General features: G+C 32.0%; 20 protein-coding genes. 9 read left to right on the top strand and 11 right to left on the bottom strand.

The genetic code is table 11. The annotated features are described in order from the left end of the window. Positions 1–153: 153 nt before the first annotated feature. From JBL43_RS16170 to JBL43_RS16155, 4 genes are all read left to right on the top strand, one after another. The gene (locus JBL43_RS16170; RefSeq protein WP_198842448.1) at positions 154–978 is read left to right on the top strand and encodes a hypothetical protein; all 825 of its coding nucleotides are present in this window, start codon (positions 154–156) and stop codon (positions 976–978) included. 297 nt (positions 979–1275) lie between these two features. Further along, entirely contained in the window at positions 1276–2415 is a 1140-nt protein-coding gene (locus JBL43_RS16165) for an acyl-CoA dehydrogenase family protein (protein ID WP_198842447.1), read from the top strand. A gap of 81 nt (positions 2416–2496) precedes the next feature. Next, a complete protein-coding gene (locus tag JBL43_RS16160) occupies positions 2497–4017 on the top strand; it encodes a bifunctional GNAT family N-acetyltransferase/carbon-nitrogen hydrolase family protein (protein ID WP_198842446.1) in 1521 nt (506 codons plus the stop codon). A 68-nt stretch (positions 4018–4085) separates the two neighbouring features. Beyond that, positions 4086–4646 (top strand): pentapeptide repeat-containing protein, encoded by a 561-nt coding sequence (locus tag JBL43_RS16155; protein ID WP_198842445.1) that lies wholly within the window; start codon positions 4086–4088, stop codon positions 4644–4646. Between the two features lie 44 nt (positions 4647–4690). Here JBL43_RS16155 and JBL43_RS16150 read toward each other — a convergent pair whose 3' ends face one another. The 9 genes from JBL43_RS16150 to JBL43_RS16110 form a co-directional block, all read right to left on the bottom strand. After that, positions 4691–6088 (bottom strand): M16 family metallopeptidase, encoded by a 1398-nt coding sequence (locus JBL43_RS16150; RefSeq protein WP_198842444.1) that lies wholly within the window; start codon positions 6086–6088, stop codon positions 4691–4693. 29 nt (positions 6089–6117) lie between these two features. After that, the gene (locus tag JBL43_RS16145) at positions 6118–7428 is read right to left on the bottom strand and encodes a M16 family metallopeptidase (RefSeq protein WP_198842443.1); all 1311 of its coding nucleotides are present in this window, start codon (positions 7426–7428) and stop codon (positions 6118–6120) included. A gap of 311 nt (positions 7429–7739) precedes the next feature. Next, the gene (locus JBL43_RS16140; RefSeq protein ID WP_233098810.1) at positions 7740–9395 is read right to left on the bottom strand and encodes an ArnT family glycosyltransferase; all 1656 of its coding nucleotides are present in this window, start codon (positions 9393–9395) and stop codon (positions 7740–7742) included. Positions 9396–9516: 121 nt separating this feature from the next. Continuing rightward, entirely contained in the window at positions 9517–11277 is a 1761-nt protein-coding gene (locus JBL43_RS16135; protein ID WP_198842442.1) for an APC family permease, read from the bottom strand. 29 nt (positions 11278–11306) lie between these two features. Next, the gene (locus JBL43_RS16130; protein WP_198842441.1) at positions 11307–12719 is read right to left on the bottom strand and encodes a CCA tRNA nucleotidyltransferase; all 1413 of its coding nucleotides are present in this window, start codon (positions 12717–12719) and stop codon (positions 11307–11309) included. Between the two features lie 5 nt (positions 12720–12724). Beyond that, positions 12725–13285 carry an L-threonylcarbamoyladenylate synthase gene (locus JBL43_RS16125; protein ID WP_198842440.1) on the bottom strand — a complete coding sequence of 187 codons (561 nt, stop codon included), beginning with the start codon at positions 13283–13285 and terminating at the stop codon, positions 12725–12727. After that, positions 13282–14181, bottom strand: coding sequence for an ATP-grasp fold amidoligase family protein (locus JBL43_RS16120; RefSeq protein WP_198842439.1), 900 nt, complete (start codon positions 14179–14181; stop codon positions 13282–13284). Before JBL43_RS16120 ends, JBL43_RS16125 begins: the two co-directional genes overlap by 4 nt. A gap of 5 nt (positions 14182–14186) precedes the next feature. Then, on the bottom strand, positions 14187–15227 hold the full coding sequence (locus tag JBL43_RS16115) for a CDP-glycerol glycerophosphotransferase family protein (RefSeq protein ID WP_198842438.1): 1041 nt from the start codon (positions 15225–15227) through the stop codon (positions 14187–14189). 4 nt (positions 15228–15231) lie between these two features. Continuing rightward, positions 15232–15990: a glycosyltransferase family 2 protein gene (locus JBL43_RS16110; RefSeq protein WP_198842437.1), complete on the bottom strand. Its 759-nt coding sequence runs from the start codon at positions 15988–15990 to the stop codon at positions 15232–15234. 79 nt (positions 15991–16069) lie between these two features. Between JBL43_RS16110 and JBL43_RS16105 the strand changes: the two genes are divergently transcribed. Beyond that, positions 16070–16846, top strand: coding sequence for a Kdo domain containing protein (locus JBL43_RS16105; protein WP_198842436.1), 777 nt, complete (start codon positions 16070–16072; stop codon positions 16844–16846). Here the strand turns inward: JBL43_RS16105 and JBL43_RS16100 are convergent. Next, complete coding sequence (locus JBL43_RS16100) at positions 16843–17658, bottom strand: 2,3,4,5-tetrahydropyridine-2,6-dicarboxylate N-succinyltransferase (protein ID WP_198842435.1); 816 nt, start codon at positions 17656–17658, stop codon at positions 16843–16845. The two genes, JBL43_RS16105 and JBL43_RS16100, sit on opposite strands and share 4 nt — an antisense overlap. A 138-nt stretch (positions 17659–17796) precedes the next feature. Here JBL43_RS16100 and ruvX point away from each other — a divergent pair, with 138 nt between their 5' ends. From ruvX to mazG, 4 genes are all read left to right on the top strand, one after another. Continuing rightward, entirely contained in the window at positions 17797–18213 is a 417-nt protein-coding gene (gene ruvX, locus JBL43_RS16095) for a Holliday junction resolvase RuvX (RefSeq protein ID WP_198842434.1), read from the top strand. Positions 18214–18221: 8 nt separating this feature from the next. Further along, complete coding sequence (def, locus tag JBL43_RS16090) at positions 18222–18800, top strand: peptide deformylase (protein WP_198842433.1); 579 nt, start codon at positions 18222–18224, stop codon at positions 18798–18800. Between the two features lie 6 nt (positions 18801–18806). Further along, the gene (locus tag JBL43_RS16085; protein ID WP_198842432.1) at positions 18807–19226 is read left to right on the top strand and encodes a DUF5606 family protein; all 420 of its coding nucleotides are present in this window, start codon (positions 18807–18809) and stop codon (positions 19224–19226) included. Between the two features lie 142 nt (positions 19227–19368). Beyond that, the gene (gene mazG / locus JBL43_RS16080; RefSeq protein ID WP_198842431.1) at positions 19369–20145 is read left to right on the top strand and encodes a nucleoside triphosphate pyrophosphohydrolase; all 777 of its coding nucleotides are present in this window, start codon (positions 19369–19371) and stop codon (positions 20143–20145) included. Positions 20146–20181: 36 nt separating this feature from the next. On the opposite strand, the gene JBL43_RS16075 is transcribed toward mazG, so the two are convergent. Then, positions 20182–21324, bottom strand: a complete 1143-nt coding sequence (locus tag JBL43_RS16075; protein WP_198842430.1) for a sialidase family protein — start codon at positions 21322–21324, stop codon at positions 20182–20184. Position 21325 lies beyond the last annotated feature (1 nt).

Genomic DNA, 21325 nt, shown 5'->3' with positions numbered 1-21325 from the left:
TAAAATAATCCATTTTCTTGGTAATCACTGAACTTCTATACACTAAAACAAACTCAAGCACTTCAATAATTTTAAAGCCGAATTTAAGAGATTCATCGAGACAATAAAAAACAGTAAATCGTGTTAATAATAAAAACTTAAAAAACAAAAATTATGGGATTAAAAGGTATGTTTTCAAAATTATTAAAAGGAATGACTCCGGCATTTGACACTGAAGATTATACATATGAGCAGCTAAAAGACATGGAAACAAAAGGTTATGATGTACAAGAACTTTTAGAAAAATATGAAAAAGGTGAAAACAAACACCAACTCTTAGAGCGTTTACGATTTGAAGATGTTACAATAGATATTAGTAAAATACCTAATGCGACCAATGCTAGTAGGCTAATCCCTTTTATGAATAAACGACTTAACCCCGATTCAGATTTAATTAAGAAAAGTATTTCAGCCCCATTAATGGGAAAAGATAAATGGAAAAAAAATGTAGAAGAAGGTGAAGTCATTCTATCCACAGTAGTGCAATGTGCACCACAATTATGGGAAGTAAATGAAGATATTGGTTATGCCATGTTAGTCTGTGCACTGGTTGAAAATAATGAGTTCAAAAACAATCCGTTGTTTTTAAAAACAATAAGTAAATTACTAAATGATTTCAGAGATGCCGAAGAATTACCAACTGGCTTGTCTGAGAAAATGATTCAACTTCATAAAGATTTAGATGATCCTGATTCTACCTTTGACCTTAAAATTGATCAAACACTATTAGATGCTTATAATGTGGAATTTGAAAACAAGAAAGTATCATCAAGTGATATTAGAGTAGCCACTATTGGTTTTTCTGATAGTCAAAATGAAAAATTACCAAGAAAAGCAGTTCCTTCTGACGGCTTACTTCCATTTATCGCCTTTAAAGATAGAAATGAATTTCATGTCAATAATTACAAAGTTGTGCACGGATCATTATATACTGCTTAATCCTAAAAAATCTAATTACTTTTAAGGTAATTTTATATAAATCCCGTTTTTGGTTTTTCGAAACCTAAATCGGGATTTTTATTTCTCCCAAACTTAGGGTTACCTTATAACGTCAAATGCCTTTTTAGCAAATTTTAAGAGGTTAAAACAGTTAAAAAAAATACCAGACTTTCCCATAGATAAATTTGATAGAATAGCACTATATTTGGAGGCTCGTTAGCTAGTAATTTTTAACTATTAATCTATTAGATTAATTCACAGAATTTCTTTAAACGAAAAAACAATTAAAACACTACTATGAATTTTGAATATTCTGAAGAACAAAACCATATAGCCGAAGCGGCTAAAGAATTTGCTGAAAAATATATTCGTCCACATATTATGGAATGGGATGAGGCACAAACATTTCCTGTTTCCTTGTTTAAAAAAGCTGGTGAACTAGGTTTTATGGGTGTTTTCATTTCTGAAGAATATGGTGGCTCAGGTTTAGGTTATCATGAATACATCGCTATTATTGAAGAAATATCGAAAGTTGATCCATCTATTGGATTATCCATTGCTGCACATAATTCATTATGTACAGGACATATTAATTACTTCGGTAATGAAGAACAAAAGAAAAAGTGGTTACCAAAATTAGCTTCTGCTGAATGGATTGGTGCCTGGGGATTAACAGAACACAATACGGGTTCTGATGCTGGCGGTATGAATACCACAGCGGTAAAAGATGGTGATTACTATGTACTTAATGGTGCAAAAAACTTTATCACCCATGCTATAAGTGGAGATGTTGCCGTTATTATGGCTAGAACAGGAGAAAAAGGAGATTCACGTGGCATGTCTGCCTTTGTAATTGAAAAAGGTACAAAAGGTTTTTCTTCTGGTAAAAAAGAAGATAAATTGGGAATGAGAGCTTCTGAAACAGCAGAACTTATTTTTGATAATTGCCGTGTTCATAAAGATAACTTATTAGGTATTGAAGGTAACGGTTTTGTCCAAGCATTGAAGGTACTTGATGGTGGTAGAATTTCTATCGGAGCACTAAGTCTAGGTATTGCAAAAGGTGCTTACGAAGCCGCATTAAAATACTCAAAGGAACGTGTTCAATTTGGAAAACCCATTAGTTCGTTTCAAGGTATTTCTTTTAAATTGGCAGATATGGCCACAGAAATTGAAGCCTCTGAACTCTTATTACACAAAGCTGCATATTTAAAAAACACGGGGAAAAGTGTTACCAAAATTGGAGCCATGGCAAAAATGTATTCCTCTGAAGTATGTGTTAAAGTAGCGAACGAAGCGGTTCAAATTCATGGTGGTTATGGTTATACCAAAGAATTTCCTGTAGAGAAATTTTATAGAGATTCTAAATTATGTACTATTGGTGAAGGTACTACCGAAATTCAAAAACTGGTTATTGCCAGAAATATTTTAAAATAAAAATTACTCGTCACTCCACGTAAAAAAAGTGGAACTCGAAAATATCAATACTGTTTTATCTTAAATTTTTATTCTTCGTTTATGCAAGATATAGAAAACATTGAGTTAACCTATTTAAGTTTAGATGACTATCAAGAACTTAAAGAAGTAATGATTGCTTCTTACACCAATATGCCAGACAGCTATTGGAAAGAATCACAAATAAATACCTTAATTAGACTATTCCCTGAAGGGCAAGTCGTTATTAAAATTAACAATCAAATTGCCGGTTGTGCATTATCAATTATTATTGACTATGCTCAATTTGATGAAAAGAACACCTATAAAGAACTTACAGGTAACTATACCTTTAGCACGCATACTAAGAAGGGCGATGTTTTATATGGTATTGAGGTTTTTATAAAACCTGAATTTAGAGGAATGCGTTTAGGTAGACGCTTGTATGATTACCGAAAAGAGCTTTGTGAACGTTTAAATTTAAGAGGGGTTGCTTTTGGTGGTCGCATTCCAAATTATCATAAATATAAGGAAGAATTAACTCCAAAAGAGTATTTAAATAAAGTGAAGAGGAAAGAGATTCATGATCCTGTTTTAAATTTTCAGATTTCAAATGATTTCCATCCCACAAAAATTTTAAAAAATTATTTAGAGGATGATAAAGCCTCTGACGCTTATGCAGTTTTATTAGAATGGGATAATATCTATTTTGAAAAACAACAAAAAAAAGCGAGTATAGTCAAAAAAATTGTCCGTCTTGGGCTGATTCAATGGCAAATGCGTCCTTATAAAAATCTAGACGAACTATTGCAGCAAGCTGAATTCTTTATTGATGCCGTATCTGGTTACAGATCAGATTTTGCTTTGTTCCCTGAGTTTTTTAATGCTCCGTTAATGGCGGGTAACAACCACTTACCCACTCCTGATGCTATCAGAGAATTGGCAGGATATACCGAAGCTATTGTTCAAAAATTTTCTTCACTAGCAATTTCTTATAACATCAATATTATTTCTGGTAGTTTACCTGAAATGAGAGATGATAGACTCTATAACGTAGGTTATTTGTGCCGTAGAGATGGTACTGTTGAACGTTATGAAAAATTACATGTTACCCCCGATGAAGCAAAAGTTTGGGGAATGGTTGGTGGTAATCAATTAAAAACTTTTGATACCGACTGTGGTAAAATAGGTATCTTAATTTGTTACGATGTAGAGTTTCCTGAGTTAAGTAGGTTATTAGCAGATGAAGGTATGGACATTTTGTTTGTCCCTTTTTTAACAGATACACAAAATGGCTATTCAAGGGTGCGTAATTGTGCTCAAGCCAGAGCTATTGAAAACGAATGTTACGTAGCCATTGCAGGTAGTGTTGGTAATTTACCAAAGGTGCATAATATGGATATCCAGTTTGCTCAATCAATGGTATTTACACCTTGTGATTTTGCTTTTCCAACCAATGGAATAAAAGCAGAGGCAACGCAAAACTCCGAAATGATTTTAATAGCAGACGTAGACATTGATTTGTTACGTGAACTCCACCAATTTGGAAGTGTTAAAAACTTAAAGGACAGACGAAAAGACCTTTTTGAGTTGAGAAAAAAGTAATCCAGTTAAAATGCCACATGTTCATGTGGCATTTTTTTATTTTGACCTTGAGTAATATTTAATTCACAATGATTGAAAGTCAAACCTTTAAGAAAAAAAATTACACGACAAGTCCTTTACCTGTAGACGAGTATGAAGATTGTACTTTTATAGATTGTATCTTTTCAAATACAGACCTTTCCTCTATTTCCTTTGTGGATTGCTCATTTGCAGATTGCGACTTAAGCTCTGCTAAAATTTATGAAACCATATTTAATGAAGTTGAGTTTACCAATTGTAAGCTTTTAGGACTACCTTTTGACAGTGCGAACCAATTTACTTTTATTGCATCCTTTACCGATTGTCAATTAGATTTTGCCTCTTTTTACCAACGTAAATTAAAAAATCAACACTTTATAGATTGTAGTTTAAAAGAAGTTGATTTTTCAGGTGCTGAGCTTTCTAATGCTCAATTTAAGAATTGCAACCTAGAAAATGCCAATTTTGAAAACACAAACCTAGAGAAAGCTGATTTTACTACCGCTTATAATTTTAGTATTGACCCTGAGAATAACAAGATAAAAGGAGGGCAATTTTCAGTCAACCAACTGGAAGGGTTATTAAAAAAATATCACTTAAAAATAAATTAAAATGATTTCACTTAGATAATAACCCTTATTTTCTTAGATACTGACTAATACTCCCCAGTAATTTCCTCTTTTATTTCCACATTAATTACCTTTCCATATTTTTTGGCGATATCCTTAATGGCTTCAGTTTTTCCTATTAGGACAAATTGTAATTTATCTTTTGGAAAATAGGTTTTAATAATTTCATTCGCTTTCGTTAAGTTTATGGCATCCACATTTTTTTCAAAATCATTAATAAATGATTTGTCAAAATCAAACCAAAACATTTCAGATAGTAATCCTGCTAACTGACCTGTAGTCTCATAATCAGGTGGGAATTGTCCTTTTACATAATTTTTAGCAGAAGTCAACCCCTTTTCATCCAATCCGTTTTCATGTAAATTATGTAAGACTTCTAGCGTTTTATCAATGGCCTGTTCTGTAGTTTCAAGAGCTGTAAACGTACTGATGTAAAAAGTACCATTATATCGATACGAATTAAATCGACTACCTGCTCCATAAGTTAAACCAGAATTTACCCTCAACTCATCATTTAACATGGAAGTAAATCTACCTCCGAAAAGCGTATTCACGATATCAATACCAATATAATCAGCGTTGTTTCTACTAATTCCCTTACCTCCAATGTAGAAGGTAGTTTCCTTGGCATCCTCTTTATTTACTAATAATACGTTAGCTTCGTTATAGGGAACTACTGGTTGAGATGCTAAATTTTCAATGGACTTACCTTTTTTCCAACTTGAAAACAATTTCGAAATCGCTTTTTTCATTGCTTTTGTAGAAAAATCTCCAACAATACTAATAGCCGCATTATTTGGTAAATAATGTGTTTTGTAAAAGTCTTTCACATCATTAACCGTTAATTGGCTCACTGTAGATTCTAATCCATTGATTTTATTACTGTAAACATGATTACCATATATTAATTTATTGTTATAATCTCCTATTACAGAACGAGGACTTTCCTTTTCTTGAGTTAAAGAAACTAAAGTTCTTGCCTTTGCTTTTTCAAATTCAGTAACATCAAAAGTGGGTGTAATTAAAATTTCCTTTATTAGATTTAAAACCAACTCCTCATCCTTGGTTGCAAATTTTGATGACAAGCCTGCATATTCTTTCCCTGAATAGGTAGAGATCGTTGCACCAACATAATCTAACGCTTCATCTAATTTGCTTTTAGTATAATTTTTAGTTCCATGTTTTAGGGCATTGGCTGTTAACGAAGCAATACCCGATTGGCTATTGTCGTAAATAGCTCCCCCAGGAAATATTACTGACACACTTATTACAGGCACGTCATGTTGCTCCATTAAATTAACGGTAAGTCCGTTAGACAATGTAAATGTTGTATAATCAGGTAATTTATATGATTGTGCTTCTATATTTAAAGCCATTACAATTAATGAACAAAATAAAATCGTTGTTTTTCGAATTGCTTTCATTATTCAGATTTTGATTTTTTTAAAACTAATTATTCTTCAACATTGGCTTTTAAAACACCAACTGTTCTGTTACTTTTAGTAAAATATTTTTTTGTTACACGTTTAACATCATCAATTGTAACTTTATTAAAATTGGCTGGAGCGTCAAACATTTTTTTATAGTCTCCAAAAAAGAGTTCATACGTCCCAATATTATTTGATTTACCATCAATGGTTTCTACTTGATTATAGAACTCCATTAATTTCTGATTTTTAATTTTTTGAAGTTCCTTTTCAGTAATTCCTTCTTCTTTTATCGTATCAAGAACATCATAAATAGTTTTTTCAACAGTATCGGTCGAAACTTCTTGATTAGACACAACATAAAAATTAAAGAGATAAGGATCAAAGCTTAAGCCATAATCTGTAAAAATTCCATTCGCCAATTGACTATCAACCAAAGCTTTGTATAATCTAGAAGAATTACCACTGGTTAAAATAGAACTTAAAATATCTAAGGCGTAATAATCGTCATTCTTCGCTTCGGGTGTACGATACCCTATCATCATATATGGTGCAGCTACATCTTTTTGAACTGTAATTCGTCTTTCACCTGTTTGAGCAGGTTCTACAATAAAAACTTTAGGTGGTTCTGGTTGAGCAGGTATTGATTCCATATACTTTTTCGCCAAACGTTTTACCTCTTCTGTTTTAACGGCACCTGAAATGACTACCACACAATTGTTAGGAGCATAATAGGTTTTAAAATATCGTTCTAAATCACCTTGAGTCCAATGTTTCATATCATCTTGGTATCCAATAACTGGCCAATGATAAGGATGCTCTTGAAAAGCAGTTGCTTGAACGGCTTCACCTAATGATCTCCATGGCGAATTTTCAAGTCCGGTACGTCGTTCACTTAAAACCACTCCTCGTTCACTTTCCACCATGTTCGGATCAATACTTAAGTTTGCGATACGATCACTTTCTAAATCAAAAATAGTTTCGAGGGCTGAAACAGGGAACCAATCGGTATAAACCGTTACATTCTCAGTGGTATATGCATTATTTGAACCTCCATTAAACTCCATGGTTTGATCAAATAACTTCGGTCCGTACTTCTTTGCTCCATTGAACATCATGTGTTCAAAGAAATGAGAAAGTCCAGTAATTCCCTGATGTTCATTACGACTGCCCACTTTATAGAATGAGTACATATTAGCATTGGGTATTGAAAAGTCTTCTACTACTAAAAATTTCATACCATTTTCTAGCGTAAATGTTTTTACATCATCAACCTTCATTTGAGCAAAAGTGATTGACATACAAAAAAGCAGCATCGGGAAAATTATTTTTTTCATATCTATTAAAGCCTATTTATTAATAATCAATTATATTCAAAGATAAGTGAAAACATATAATGTTTCTGTGGAGTTTATTAAAAAATGTGTACAAACCTAACCAAACAAGATTTACAACAAATGACATGCTAATAAGCTACTGATAATCAATTCAAAACACTTCTAAGTTTACAATTTAAAAAATCATCATTTATTTGATGAATTTAAAAAATAGCAAGAACCAATTTATTAATTGTAGGTATGAATATTAAATATGGAGTAAACGAACTGAATAATTATTCTTTTGATTTCTAAGAACATAACAAGAACATTTACATTCTTCTTTCAAAAATATAATAAACATTCAATAGTCTATTCTTATATTTTTTAGATTTTTCTGAAACTCTATTTAAATTATACGTTGTTATTTTATGTATCATAAAACTACTTCCTAAGTTCAGTAAAACCTGTTCATCTATAGGCTCTGTAGTCAACAACCCAAATTTATGTTCAATTGGTAACTTATCTATACCTTCATCTAAAGAAATAAAAGGTATTTTCCCACCAAAATACCAAATCATTTCTGGCGAAATATAATTATTCCCATAAATTTTAAACCCCTGCCTTTCTGCTTCGGTTTTAAGATCAGAAATGGAATTGTAGCTCCTGTTCTTAAAACTTTGGGCAAGCGGTAAAGCTGTCAATAATATACTCGCAAAAAATAGGACAGTAAATCTAAACACCATATTTATATTTTTCCTTTTTAAATAAAAAACAATTAGAACACTAAGCGTAAATAGAACTATGGAAGCAAAAATGTAAGTAAACCAATGATTTGAAATATTATCTTTTAAAAAGAAATATGCTAGTACTGGGAATGTAACTCCAATGCTAGCTATTAAACCAAAATTAAAATAAACGGGAAATGTTTCTCGCTTATCGGTCATTGTTTTAAAACACCTCATCAAATAATCAATATAAAACCCAATATTTATAGCTAATGGAATTAACATTGGCATTAAATATCTTGATTTCTTTTCTGGAATAATTGACAATAGCACCACGGCTAAAAGTGTCCAACCTAAACTAAATTGATAGGCTTTTAAATGATTTACTCTTGATTTCAAATAGGGGTACAACAAACTGATAAACGCAATAATAGTCCAAATTCCACTTTGTGTAAAAAAGCTCCAATAATAATAAAAGGGCTTAACATTGTAACTAGACCAATTATTCGTTTCATTTTCAGCAATAGCATTAAACGTATCAACATCTTGTAATCGTATATATAAATACCACCGACCACCTAGAATTAATGCTAGTAGAATAACACTTAAATAGGGTAAAACTTTCGCTTTAAAATGTTTAAATTTATAGGTAAAACCGTAAGCCAATAAAAAAGGAAGCATTAATGCATATAGGGAAACTGGACCTTTGCTTACTATTGAAAATCCGATAAAACACCCAGCTATTATCGCATGTTTCCAATATTCCTTTTCCTTTTCAAATAACAGAAATAATTGATAAATGGCATAACACATAAACCCATGTGCAAAAATATCCCATGGTTCTTCAATTGTAATTCCAATAATATAGAAAGATGTTATCGCAATAAAACTATTTTGTAAACTTTGTTTAGTGTCCAAAACTAATAACTGCGATATTTTAAAAATGCCAATAGCAACTAGCATTACAAACATAATGGACGGTAGCCGCAAGGCAAAAACACTTTTAATTCCGAAAAGTATTCCTGAAAAAGCTGCAAGCCATGTTGGCAATGGTGGTTTTTGATAACGTGGTACTCCGTTCATTGTAGTTAGGAACCAGTTGCCATCATTTACCATTTCTCGAGCTGTGATAAAATTTCTAGCTTCCATTATAGAAACATCTATAACATCTAAATTTGGTATAAGCATAATTGCCGTAAACAAACAAATACTTAAAACAGGATATTTTTTAATAAGGTCTATCAGTTTAATTGGTTTCATAAATAAGATTTAAACTTAATTACCAATCCTAAAATTCTAATTCTAAAATTTGAAAATAAATTTCAGAAAATAAGTTTAAGACTTCATGTACCTATTGGAAACAAGTATCAGCGTTTAACTTTTAAATGATAAGTCGAACGCCTCCTAATTGTTCAATTCTGTATGGAAATTTATCACCAGGAGAACCGATAAACATAAAATTCACGGGTACATTCCATTTTTTGGATAATTCTTGGATTAATTTCGGTGTAAACTCCCCCTCTATTTTCACAAAATCAATATTTATTTCAGGATACTCTCTATCTAAAAAATCAATTTCCATCTCCAGGTTTGGAGGTAAACTTTCACCTTTTTCTAAAATGGTTACAATTTTTATACGTTTTGTATGTTCGTTTTTACCAACATAAATCATTACTTTATTTAAACTGGCAATATTATCCCCTCTTGTAAAAAAAACAAACTCTTGATCGTTAATTTTATTTATTACTTCTCTAATTTTTCGATCGGATGAAATTACAAACCTACGTATCGGAGAGAATAAGTAATCAATTGATATCAAGACAAATTTCAACAACAACGTTCTATTTAACATTGCCATTACAAATAAAATTGTAGGTATAAAATAATACAAAAACACCGAAACATTACTCGGAGAATTGTCTTTAGGTGGTATTGAAATATTTCCAACTAAAGCTATGATAACCGCTGCAATTGCAACTAACACACCTAGCCAAGAAGCTCTTTCTGGCCTGGGTAACTCACTCCTTTTGACCTTTAAAAGAATATTACCAATGCCAAATAACGCCATAACAGATAAAAATGAAATTGTATAAACACCAGCCAAAAGCTGCACTTCTCCTTTCGTAAATAACAATACTGATATTGACAAAATTAGAAATACAATAATGATTCTGTAAGAGCTACCTTTTTTATTTTTCTTTAGAAAAAAGGGTGGCATAATACGATCTAAAGCCAATCTTTCTAACAACCCTGTAACTCCAACAAAAGAGGTTAAAACAGCACCACTCAATACCAAAAAGGCATCAACCGCAATTAAATCTGCGATCCACTCCCCTCCTACGTGGCTGCCCATTTCTATTAATAATGTATTTTGATAATCAGGACTTTGCAACACTGGCAATGCAAATAAAGCTAATGCAAACACCGCCATTAGTGGGTTAATAACACTTACTATAATCCACATATTTTTTAGCGTTTTTGGAAAAACCCCTTTTTTCTGTTCTTCAACAAAATTTGCAGAACTTTCAAAACCTGAAACGCCAAGCATGGAGGCAGAAAACCCTAAAAATATAGCATTGGTAATGCTCCCATGTTCAAGTGGCCAATTCCAATTTTCAATAAATGTTTCTATACCATTCTGAAATAAGTAGAAAACAATAAATCCGACAAGTATTACTAATGATCCTAAATGAAAGATAAAAATACCTATGGCTACTTTAGCAGACTCAGAAATACCACCAATTACTAAAAAGGCGAATACACTTAGTAAAGCAATAGTGGCTATGATAATTGGCATCGGTGGAACGATATGGTGCAAATAATGAATGGCTTCATTTGCAGAGATAACTGCTGTCGCCATATACGATAATAAGGTAAGTGTTGCTGCGAAAGAAGCTGTTCGCTTACTTGTGGTATTTAATAAAGCATTATAGGCTCCACCATTTAAGGGTAATGCCCCTACAACTTCTCCATATATTTTCCTGAATAGAAAAAGTACAAATGAAACTATTAATAAAGTTATCCATGCATACTGTCCTGCAAAAGCGATGGACAATGCAGATACATATAAAACGGAAGAACTTATATCATTTCCGCTAATAGCTGTAGCTGCTAATTCACTTAATTTATTTACTTTCTTCATCTCTAAAGATTTATTGGTAAATAGATTTTTTACATACCTATTTCCTTAGCCTTTTTTAACATAAATTGATACGCCTCATCGTAATCATTTTTAATTTCTCCCTCGAGTATCGCCTCTTTAATAGCCTCTTTTAAGGTACCTATTTGTCGGCAAGGTTTTAAATTAAAAGTTTCCATAATCAGCTCGCCGGTAATTGGTGGTTGAAAATTACGAACTTGGTCACGCTCTTCTACATCAGCTATCTTCTCACGTACCATTCTAAAATTATTGAGGTATTGTTTTCTCTTTTTAGCATTCTGTGTAGTAATATCAGCTTCACAATGTGTCATTAAATCTTCAATATCCTCACCGGCATCAAAAATTAAACGGCGTACCGCAGAATCAGTCACATCTTCAGCCAAAATTACTGGTCTAGAACTCAACAGCACTAATTTCTGAACGTATTTCATCTTTTCGTTCAATGGCATTTTTAAACGTTTAAATAATTTATATACCATTTTTGAACCTACAAATTCGTGTCCATGAAATGTCCAACCTATCTTTTTATCAAAACGTTTTGTAGGTGCTTTACCAATATCATGCAATAAGGCAGTCCACCGCAGCCATAAGTTATCTGTTTTTTCAGAAATATTATCAACCACCTGCAACGTATGGTAAAAATTATCTTTATGCGATTGTCCCTTTTCTTCTTCTACGCCTTTTAAGGCCGTTAATTCTGGTAAAAACCGTCCTAAAAGATGTGTTTTTTCTAAAAGCTTAAATCCAATCGATGGCTTTGCTGATAATAATATTTTATGTAACTCATCTACAATACGTTCTCTAGTAATAATATCTAACCTATCTGCATTTTTTGTAATCGCATTTAGAGAATTTTTTTCAATAGTAAAATTCAGCTGCGTTGCAAAACGAATGGCACGCATCATACGTAAAGGATCATCAGAATAGGTAATATCGGGATCTAAAGGTGTTTTTATAATACCATTAGATAAATCTTCCATACCATTAAATGGATCTAACAAATCACCAAAACTACCTTCGTTCAAGCTTAATGCCATTGCATTTATAGTGAAATCTCTTCGATTTTGGTCATCTTGTAACGTGCCTTCAACCACAATAGGGTTTCGACTCTCTCTAGCATATGATTCTTTTCTTGCCCCTACAAACTCTACCTCAACCTCTTTATAGCGTAGCATAGCTGTACCATACGTTTTAAAAACTTGTACTTCTGGCTTATTTGGTAATAAATTGGCAACATGTTTTGCCAATTCAATACCACTACCTACGGTCACAATATCAATATCTTTGGCTCCACTGTCTCTTTTCAATAAAAAATCACGCACAAAACCACCAATAACATAACTCTCTAAACCGAGTAATTTAGAAGCTTTTGCGATGTATTCAAATATTTCAGAAGTAAGTGCTTTTTTGTAGTTCTCTGGCATAAATATTAATCTCTAATTACTACGATCGCTCCATTATCAGAAATTTTTATTATTCTAGAAGGAATAGTAGTAATTTTCTCAAGTTGCAAATTTACCACATAATCAACCGCCTCCAAAATAGATTGATCAATTTCTTCAAAAGAATTAGGGGTAGGCATGCCACTAATATTTGCTGATGTAGAAACTAGAGGATTACCGAGTGTCGAAATTATATTCTGGCAAAAATCATGTTTAACAATTCTAATGGCCACCGTATTATCTTTGGCGATGACGTTTTTTGCTAACCCGACGGGATGGTTATAAATAATTGTAGTTGGTCTTTCAGAAGTATTGAGTATTTCGACAACTTTCTCAGGTATATCACTAACGTATTTTTTAAGCATTTCGATGCCATCAACCAGAATGACTAAACTCTTACTTTCGTTACGCTTCTTAATTTCAAATATTCTGGAAACTGCTTTTTCATTTGTAGCATCGCATCCCAAGCCCCAAACGGTATCCGTCGGGTAAAGGATTGTTCCACCCAATTTCAATTTAGCTAAACTATTTTTAATTTCTTGTTTCACGAAATAGAGGTTATCACTTTTTGACCTTTGGGTATTTTTGGTAATTCCAGATAATCTCCAATAATTTTATTGTACTTCTCAGGTGTAAACTCTTTTTTGCAATCTTTAGGATAAAATGTTAACTCTCCATAATAAGTAACACCTTCAATAGCATAAAAATCTACTCTAATGAATGGTAGTTTATCAGCCAATATTATGGCCAATTTCTTCATCTCCTCAAAATTTGAAGGTATATCTACATCCTCCTCTAAAAATGCCATATCAATAGATTTAAAGGGAAGTTTATTCCAGTCCATATCATAATAACATCTCATGTGTTCTGCAGATCTATCAATATCTATTTGAATAAATTTTGGCACTCCATTAAAACAAAAAAACTTATAATCTGAGATAGCATCTTTGCCTGGTTCTTCCAAATATTTTTCACAAATAATTCTGGGCTTTATATTCTTGTATGCCCATTCATAACCAACTCTGCTATACTGACAATGCTGCATCCATTTTTGCATCTTTATCTTTACGGCTTCAATATCTAACGTCGATTTATCTTTTACAATAATATTTAAACTACTTCCATGAACCCCTTTTAATACAAATTGTTCTGGAAATTTATCAAATTCAACTTTATCTGGAGCGTCATAAACGCCATATAATTTATTCAAGTATTGTGCTCCTATTTTTTCTTCAACATTAGCCCTAGACTCATATTTACAAGCTAACTGAGTTAGTAAAGGAACATGATAATACATTTTTAACCATTGAATTTTTTCATTAAACTCAACTGGGTTTTTAAGATTTAGCTTTTTACCTGTATAATATTTATATCTTAATTTCAGCACCGTGGCCTTGGGTAAGAATTTAAAATTTTTTAATATTCTGTAAATTATTCTTGGCATATGGACTATAACTTGAAATATTTAAATTTTTTACACATTTTATATTTCCTAATGAAATTTAATGGCTTTGACTTTAATCGTTTCTTCCTATTCTCTCTTATAAATAAAAGAGTTGCATCAATAACTCTAGCACTCGATTTACCATCATTATATGGATGAATTTCATCTACATAACTCTTTATATTTCCCATTAACTCTTTAGGTAACTTTAAAGCTGTTAATATACTTTGTTTTATTTCATCTGCTGCCTTTATATTTATTAAATGATTTTTAGGATTCTTATTCTTATAGGTAACCACTGGTTTATGTTGAATTAAAAATTCAGTTATCACTGAAGAAGTATCAGAAAGCATTACATCAGCAATTTTCAAAGGCTCTAAATCATTTAAATTTTCTATATAAGTAACATTTTTTTCTTTTATAGATTTAAATTTATCAACAATTTCAGCATCCATTTTAGGATGGAGTGTAATTAACCAATCCCAATTATTTAATTTAATTATTCTCTTTACCTCTTCAAACACCTCATCATCATGAGCTAAACTCATAGATTTGGTAAACGTAGAGGCTAAAAGTATTATTGGCCTTATATTCTCTTTTTTTTGTATTGGAAATAAATCATCCACCTTTGACCATCCTGTTTCTATAACATCAAAGTGTTTATGTTTATAGGATAACTTTTTAAATTCTCTGGTAGTTGAAGGACCTTGCGTGCAATACAAATCAAATAAGCCTCGAATTCTAAAATGCCCTTTTTTATGACTCCTTTTATCAACACTAAACCCATGAAACACCTGTACTTTTATTCCCGGAAAAAAATGTGGAATTTCATTTGACGATACTAAATTTATATCGGCATCATATTCTAAAACCTCTTCTATAGAATTTAATAAGTAGTCATTTGTTTTTAAAAACTTCTTGTTTTCCTCTATTTCTATAAACCAAGCTACTTCATACCCCCTTTTTATCAATTCATCTTGTAAGGGTCTCACGATAGGAAAACCATATTTATAAGATACATATAATAAAAATTTTGGTTGTAGCATAGTATTATAATTTACTCCTTAAAATCCACAATTTAATATACCTCGTTAAAACGCCATTGGCATGAACTGTAGAGATCACAAAGCCAGGAAACCCATCTAAAAAGCCCAATCTTATTATATAATGTATCATAAATCGAGTAGGTGGTTTTATTAAGATATGATACAAGGTAACTTTTTTTCCCTTTTCAAACAGCGATTTCGCTTTTAGTGCTGAATAATGGTTTAATTTATTTACATAATGATCGTAACCACGATATGAATAATGCTCTAATTTACTCTTTAAATATCCAACATTTCCCTTCGCTTCGATGGTTTCATGCACCAATTTACCATCATACCTACAAAATTCCCTATTAAAAAGTCGAATTACTTTATCGCGTTGCCAACCACTATAATTTAGTTTTTTACCTAAAAAATAAAACGTTCTAAACACAAAAAAACCAACAAATTCATTGGGTTGATTTAGTGTGGCTATAATTTCTTCTCTCAGTACGTCTGTTACACGCTCGTCAGCATCTAATATATAGATCCAATTATGGGTTGCCTGCTCTATAGCATAGTTTTTTTGGGAAGAAAAATCATCAAATTCGCGTTGTAAAACACGAACTTTATTTTTTTCGGTAATTTCAATAGTCTTATCTCGACTAAACGAATCTATGATGATAATTTCATCGGCAAAGCTCACAGAATCTATAGCAGCCTGTATATGAATCTCTTCATTTAGCGTAGGGATAATGGCTGTTATTTTATTTTTTGTATTCAAGCTCTGTTAGTTACAGCAAATTTAATATTTGTTTTATAATTCTTAGTACTAATTTAATTTATTGTAATAATTTTGCAAAATGAAAATTCAGATTGATCAAAAACACAAAGCATTAAAAGCAGATTTATTTGAAACCATTTCAAATTTTGATTCCTTTGAAAATGGTTTTGGAACTGGGAACAGAAATAGCGTAAAAAAAATTGATTTACCCAATTTAACAGTGGTAGTAAAATCATTTAAGATTCCGGTTTTAATGAATCAAATAGCATATAAATATATTCGAAAATCGAAAGCCAAAAGATCCTATGAATATACAAAAAAGCTTTCCAGTTTAAATATACTTTCGCCATCTCCAATTGCATATATTGAATATTTTTCTTGGTTTGGATTGAAGAAAAGCTTTTATATCAGTGAGTTCTTGGATTATGATTTAACAATAAAAGATCTTTTACAACAACGAAACCACCCAGAATTTGATGAAATTTTAACAGCGTTTACACGATTTACGTTTAAGTTACATGAAAAAGGAATTCATTTTTTAGATCATTCTGGCGGAAATACTTTAGTGGTAAAAAATAATGATAACTATGACTTTTATTTAGTCGATTTAAATAGAATGAAATTTGAGCCCCTTTCTTTTGAACAAAGAATGGAAAATTTTTCACGTTTAACTCCTAAAAAAGAAATGGTTGAAATAATGAGCAGAGAATATGCTACATTGATAGATCAACCATTTGAACAAGTATTTGAAAAGATGTGGCATTACACCCATCTTTTTTTCAATAAATCAAATCATAAAAAGCAACTTAAAAAAATTTTACATCTTAAAAAAGAACGTAAAATTTGCCATAATTAAACAGCTACATCATATTCACGTAACGCATCATTCAATGATGTTTTTTTATTAGTACTTTCTTTTCTTTTACCAATTATTAATGCACATGGTACATTATAATCACCTGCTTTAAAAGATTTGGTATAACTTCCTGGAATTACTACAGAACCTGCAGGTACCACTCCTTTTGTAATAACCGGCTCATCGCCAGTTACATCAATAATTTTAGTACTCATTGTTAATACTACATTTGCTCCTAACACCGCTTCTTTTTCCACTCTTACGCCTTCAACTACAATACAACGTGAGCCAATAAAACAATTGTCTTCAATAATAACTGGGGCTGCTTGTAATGGTTCTAATACACCACCAATACCAACGCCGCCACTTAAATGTACATTTTTACCAATTTGAGCACAACTACCCACGGTAGCCCAAGTATCAACCATAGTTCCTTCATCTACGTAAGCTCCAATATTTACATAACTAGGCATTAAAATTGTACCGCTAGAAATATAGGCTCCATGACGTGCTACTGCGTTTGGTACAACACGAATTCCTTTTTCTTTATAGCCTTTCTTCAATGGTATTTTATCGTGATATTCAAAAATACCCGCTTCCAATACTTCCATTTTTTGAATAGGAAAATACAATACTACTGCTTTTTTAACCCATTCGTTCACTTGCCATCCAGATGATGTAGGCTCAGCTACACGTAATTTACCTTCGTCTAATAAGGCAACCACTTCTCTTATATTTTTTTGCGTAGATTCCTCTTTAAGCAATTCACGATTATCCCATGCTGCTTCAATATTTTTCTGTAATTCGGTCATTTTATTTAAGTGTAATTTTCAGAGACGCTATTTTATTACGTCATTATTAAAACACAAATATAAACCCTTCATTTAAAATCGACATAATTTTAGTTGTTTATAACATAAAAGCTATTTTTGTATAAAATTTAACCACATATGGCTCGTATTTTAGCAATAGATTTTGGTAAAAAAAGAACAGGTGTTGCCGTCACTGACGAATTGCAATTGATTGCATCTGGACTTACAACCGTTGCTACACATGATTTTTTTGACTTTTTAGCCGATTATTTGAAGCAAGAAAAAGTAGAGCTTTTCTTGGTAGGTGAACCCAAACAAATGAACAACGAAGTTTCGGAAAGTGAAGCACTTATCATTCCGTTTATCAATAGATTAACTAAAGTGCATCCTACAATACCTATAAAAAGAGTAGATGAGCGTTTTACTTCAAAAATGGCTTTCCAAACCATGATTGAAGGTGGTCTCAAAAAAAAACAACGTCAAAATAAAGCATTAATTGACGAAATTAGTGCGACAATTATTTTACAATCGTATCTTTACAACCTTAAAAATTAAATTTACAAATGGTATTACCCATAGTTGCATACGGAGATCCTGTTTTGAGAAAAGTAGGAACAGAAATAGATAAAGAGTATCCCGATTTAAAGGAGCTCATTGAGAACATGAAAGCCACCATGAAAAATGCTCGTGGTGTAGGTTTGGCGGCTCCACAAATTGGTAAAGCCATTCGTTTGTTTATTGTTGACACATCTCCATTTGCTGAAGATGATGACTTAAGCATAGAAGAGCAAGACTTTCTAAAAAGTTTCAATAAAGTATTTATAAATGCTAAAATCACTTCTGAAGAAGGAAATGAATGGGCATTTAGTGAAGGCTGTTTAAGCATTCCCAATATTAATGAAGATGTTTTTAGAAATGAAAAACTCACGATTGAGTATTTTGATGAAAAATTTAAAAAACATACTGAACAATTGGACGGATTAGCCGCTAGAGTTGTTCAGCATGAGTACGACCATATTGAAGGTATTTTATTTACAGATAAGTTATCTTCATTAAAAAAACGATTATTAAAGAAAAAATTAAATAACATAAGTAAAGGGAATATTGACGTTGATTATCGAATGAAATTTCCTAAAAAATAATATTATATGACATTAGAGAAAATTGTTGCTATTACTGGCAAACCAGGATTATACGAAATTGTATCACAAACAAAAGGCGGATTATTAGTACAGTCTTTAATTGATAAAAAAAGGATTCCGGTAAGTGCAATGCAAAATGTAAGTGTGTTAAATGATATTGCCATTTACACCTATGAAGATGAAATGCCTTTGCGTATCATTTTTAAAAATATGGCCGAAAAGCTGAGTAATGAAGAAGCTCTTAGCCATAAAGAAAGTAACGATAAATTAAAATCATTTTTTAGCGAAGTACTTCCTAACTATGATGAGGAAAGAGTATATGCCTCTAACATAAAAAAAGTGGTACAATGGTACAATGTACTCGCTACTAACAAATTTGATTTCTCTTCGATTAAAGAGGATAGTAATGACGAGGAAGAAGAATAGTAGTAAGTTCAGTTTTTAGTTTGCAAGTCACTTCTATTATTTTTATTGAGCAATAGCAACATAAAAATGTTTGAGAAGTGCTTTTAGCTAGAAATTAAACTGCTTTCTACAAGTTTGAGATCTAATTCCCAAATTTTATAATATGTCTAGAAAAGAACATTTAGCAGCTTTTAACCGTCTATTAGACATAATGGATGAGTTGCGACAAAAATGTCCTTGGGACAAAAAACAAACCTTAGAATCTCTAAGGCATCTTACTATTGAAGAAACCTACGAGTTGGGTGACGCCATTCTCGATAACGACCTTGAAGAAGTTAAAAAAGAGTTGGGTGACCTTTTATTGCACATTGTTTTTTACGCAAAAATCGGCTCTGAAACCAATGCTTTTGATATAGCTGATGTTGCCAATAGTATTTCTGATAAATTGATTTACAGACATCCACATATCTATGGTGATGTTGACGTAAAAGATGAAGAAGAAGTAAAACAAAATTGGGAAAAACTCAAACTCAAAGAAGGTAAAACGAGTGTCTTAGAAGGTGTACCAAAAAGTTTACCTGCATTGGTTAAAGCAAGTAGAATTCAGGAAAAAGTAGCTGGTGTCGGTTTTGATTGGGAAGAACCTCATCAGGTTTTTGATAAGGTAAAAGAAGAAATTTTTGAACTGGAAGCCGAAATAGAAAAAGGAAATACCGAAAACATTGAAAGTGAATTTGGCGATGTTCTTTTCTCGCTTATAAACTATGCACGGTTTATAAAGGTGAATCCTGAAAATGCCTTAGAAAAAACCAATAAAAAGTTTATCAATCGCTTCCAATTCTTAGAAAAAGCCGCAAAAAAGGAAGGTAAAGAGCTTTCTGAGATGACTTTGGCAGAAATGGATGTGTATTGGGAAAAGTCTAAATACTATTTCAAATAAATCAATTGAAACAATTAGAAAAAATTCTATTGACAACTATAATTTGACAACCTCAAAGACTATTCCTTCATATGGACTTTCATTCCCTGCTTCATAAAACAAGCCTAAGTTTCCGTTAAGTAATAATGTTAAATCCGAGTACGCCGAGGCTCCCAAATATATTGTTTTAACAACTGACCAAGTTTCTCCATTATCTCGACTCATTTTAAGGGTCATATTCTCACGTTTGTTTTCGTCAGCAGGATTTAAAAAATAGAGATCTGACTCCTTATTTTTTGATACTTTTAAAAGACTTGCCTGGCAAATAGGTTCAACTAAGTAATTGTCTGAATATATATCCTCCCACGAAGCTCCTCCATCCGTACTAATTGCAATTTTTCTAGCTTTTTGTGTACGATCATAATTCCGCATATTAAGCATCAAAGTACCATCAGATAACTCAACGATAGTACACTCGTTTACTTGATCTTGATTAGTACGCCCTCCCAGTTGCCACGTCATACCATGATCATCTGAATAGATAACATGAGAGTAGTATTTCTTTGATTCTCCTTCAATATGGTCACTCGGAATTATCAGTCTGCCTTTATTTTTTCCATACTCTAGCTGAATCCCGTGAACTGGTCCAGTTGCGTACCACGTCCAGTCTTGCTTTTTAACCGATTTTGTAATCTCATTTGGCATTGACCAGCTTTTGCCATCATCAATAGAATTGAAAGAAAAAATACGTCTAGTATCCTTACTTTTTCCTGCAATTATTTCACTCTCGTGGTCTTCCCCCAAATTCCATGTAGAAAGTAAATGTATAGCTCCTGTAACTTTATCAACTACTGGAGCCGGATTTCCACAAACATTATCGCCATCATCCCAAATTACCGTTAGTTTACTCCAAGTATTTCCATTATCTTCAGACCTTTTCATTACCAAATCAATATTTCCTGTATCAGAACAGCCTTTTTTTCGCCCTTCTGCAAAGGCCAATAAAGTTCCTTCATTTGTGGTCACAATTGCAGGAATTCTAAAGCACTTATAGTCTTCTGAATCGCTTTTGAAAAGATAATTTAAAATTTTATTTTCCTGTGCATTATTGAATTCTTTATCTGAAGTTATTTGCCCCCAAGAATTTGATATAATAATGAATAGTAAGATATTGATAAATATTTTGTTTGATCTGCTCATT

Source organism: Aureibaculum flavum (genome assembly GCF_016406085.1).
In the GTDB taxonomy this organism is placed as follows: Bacteria; Bacteroidota; Bacteroidia; order Flavobacteriales; family Flavobacteriaceae; genus Aureibaculum; species Aureibaculum flavum.
The sequence above is the reverse complement of the archived record's forward strand: the minus strand, read 5'-3'. Positions and strand labels throughout refer to the sequence as shown.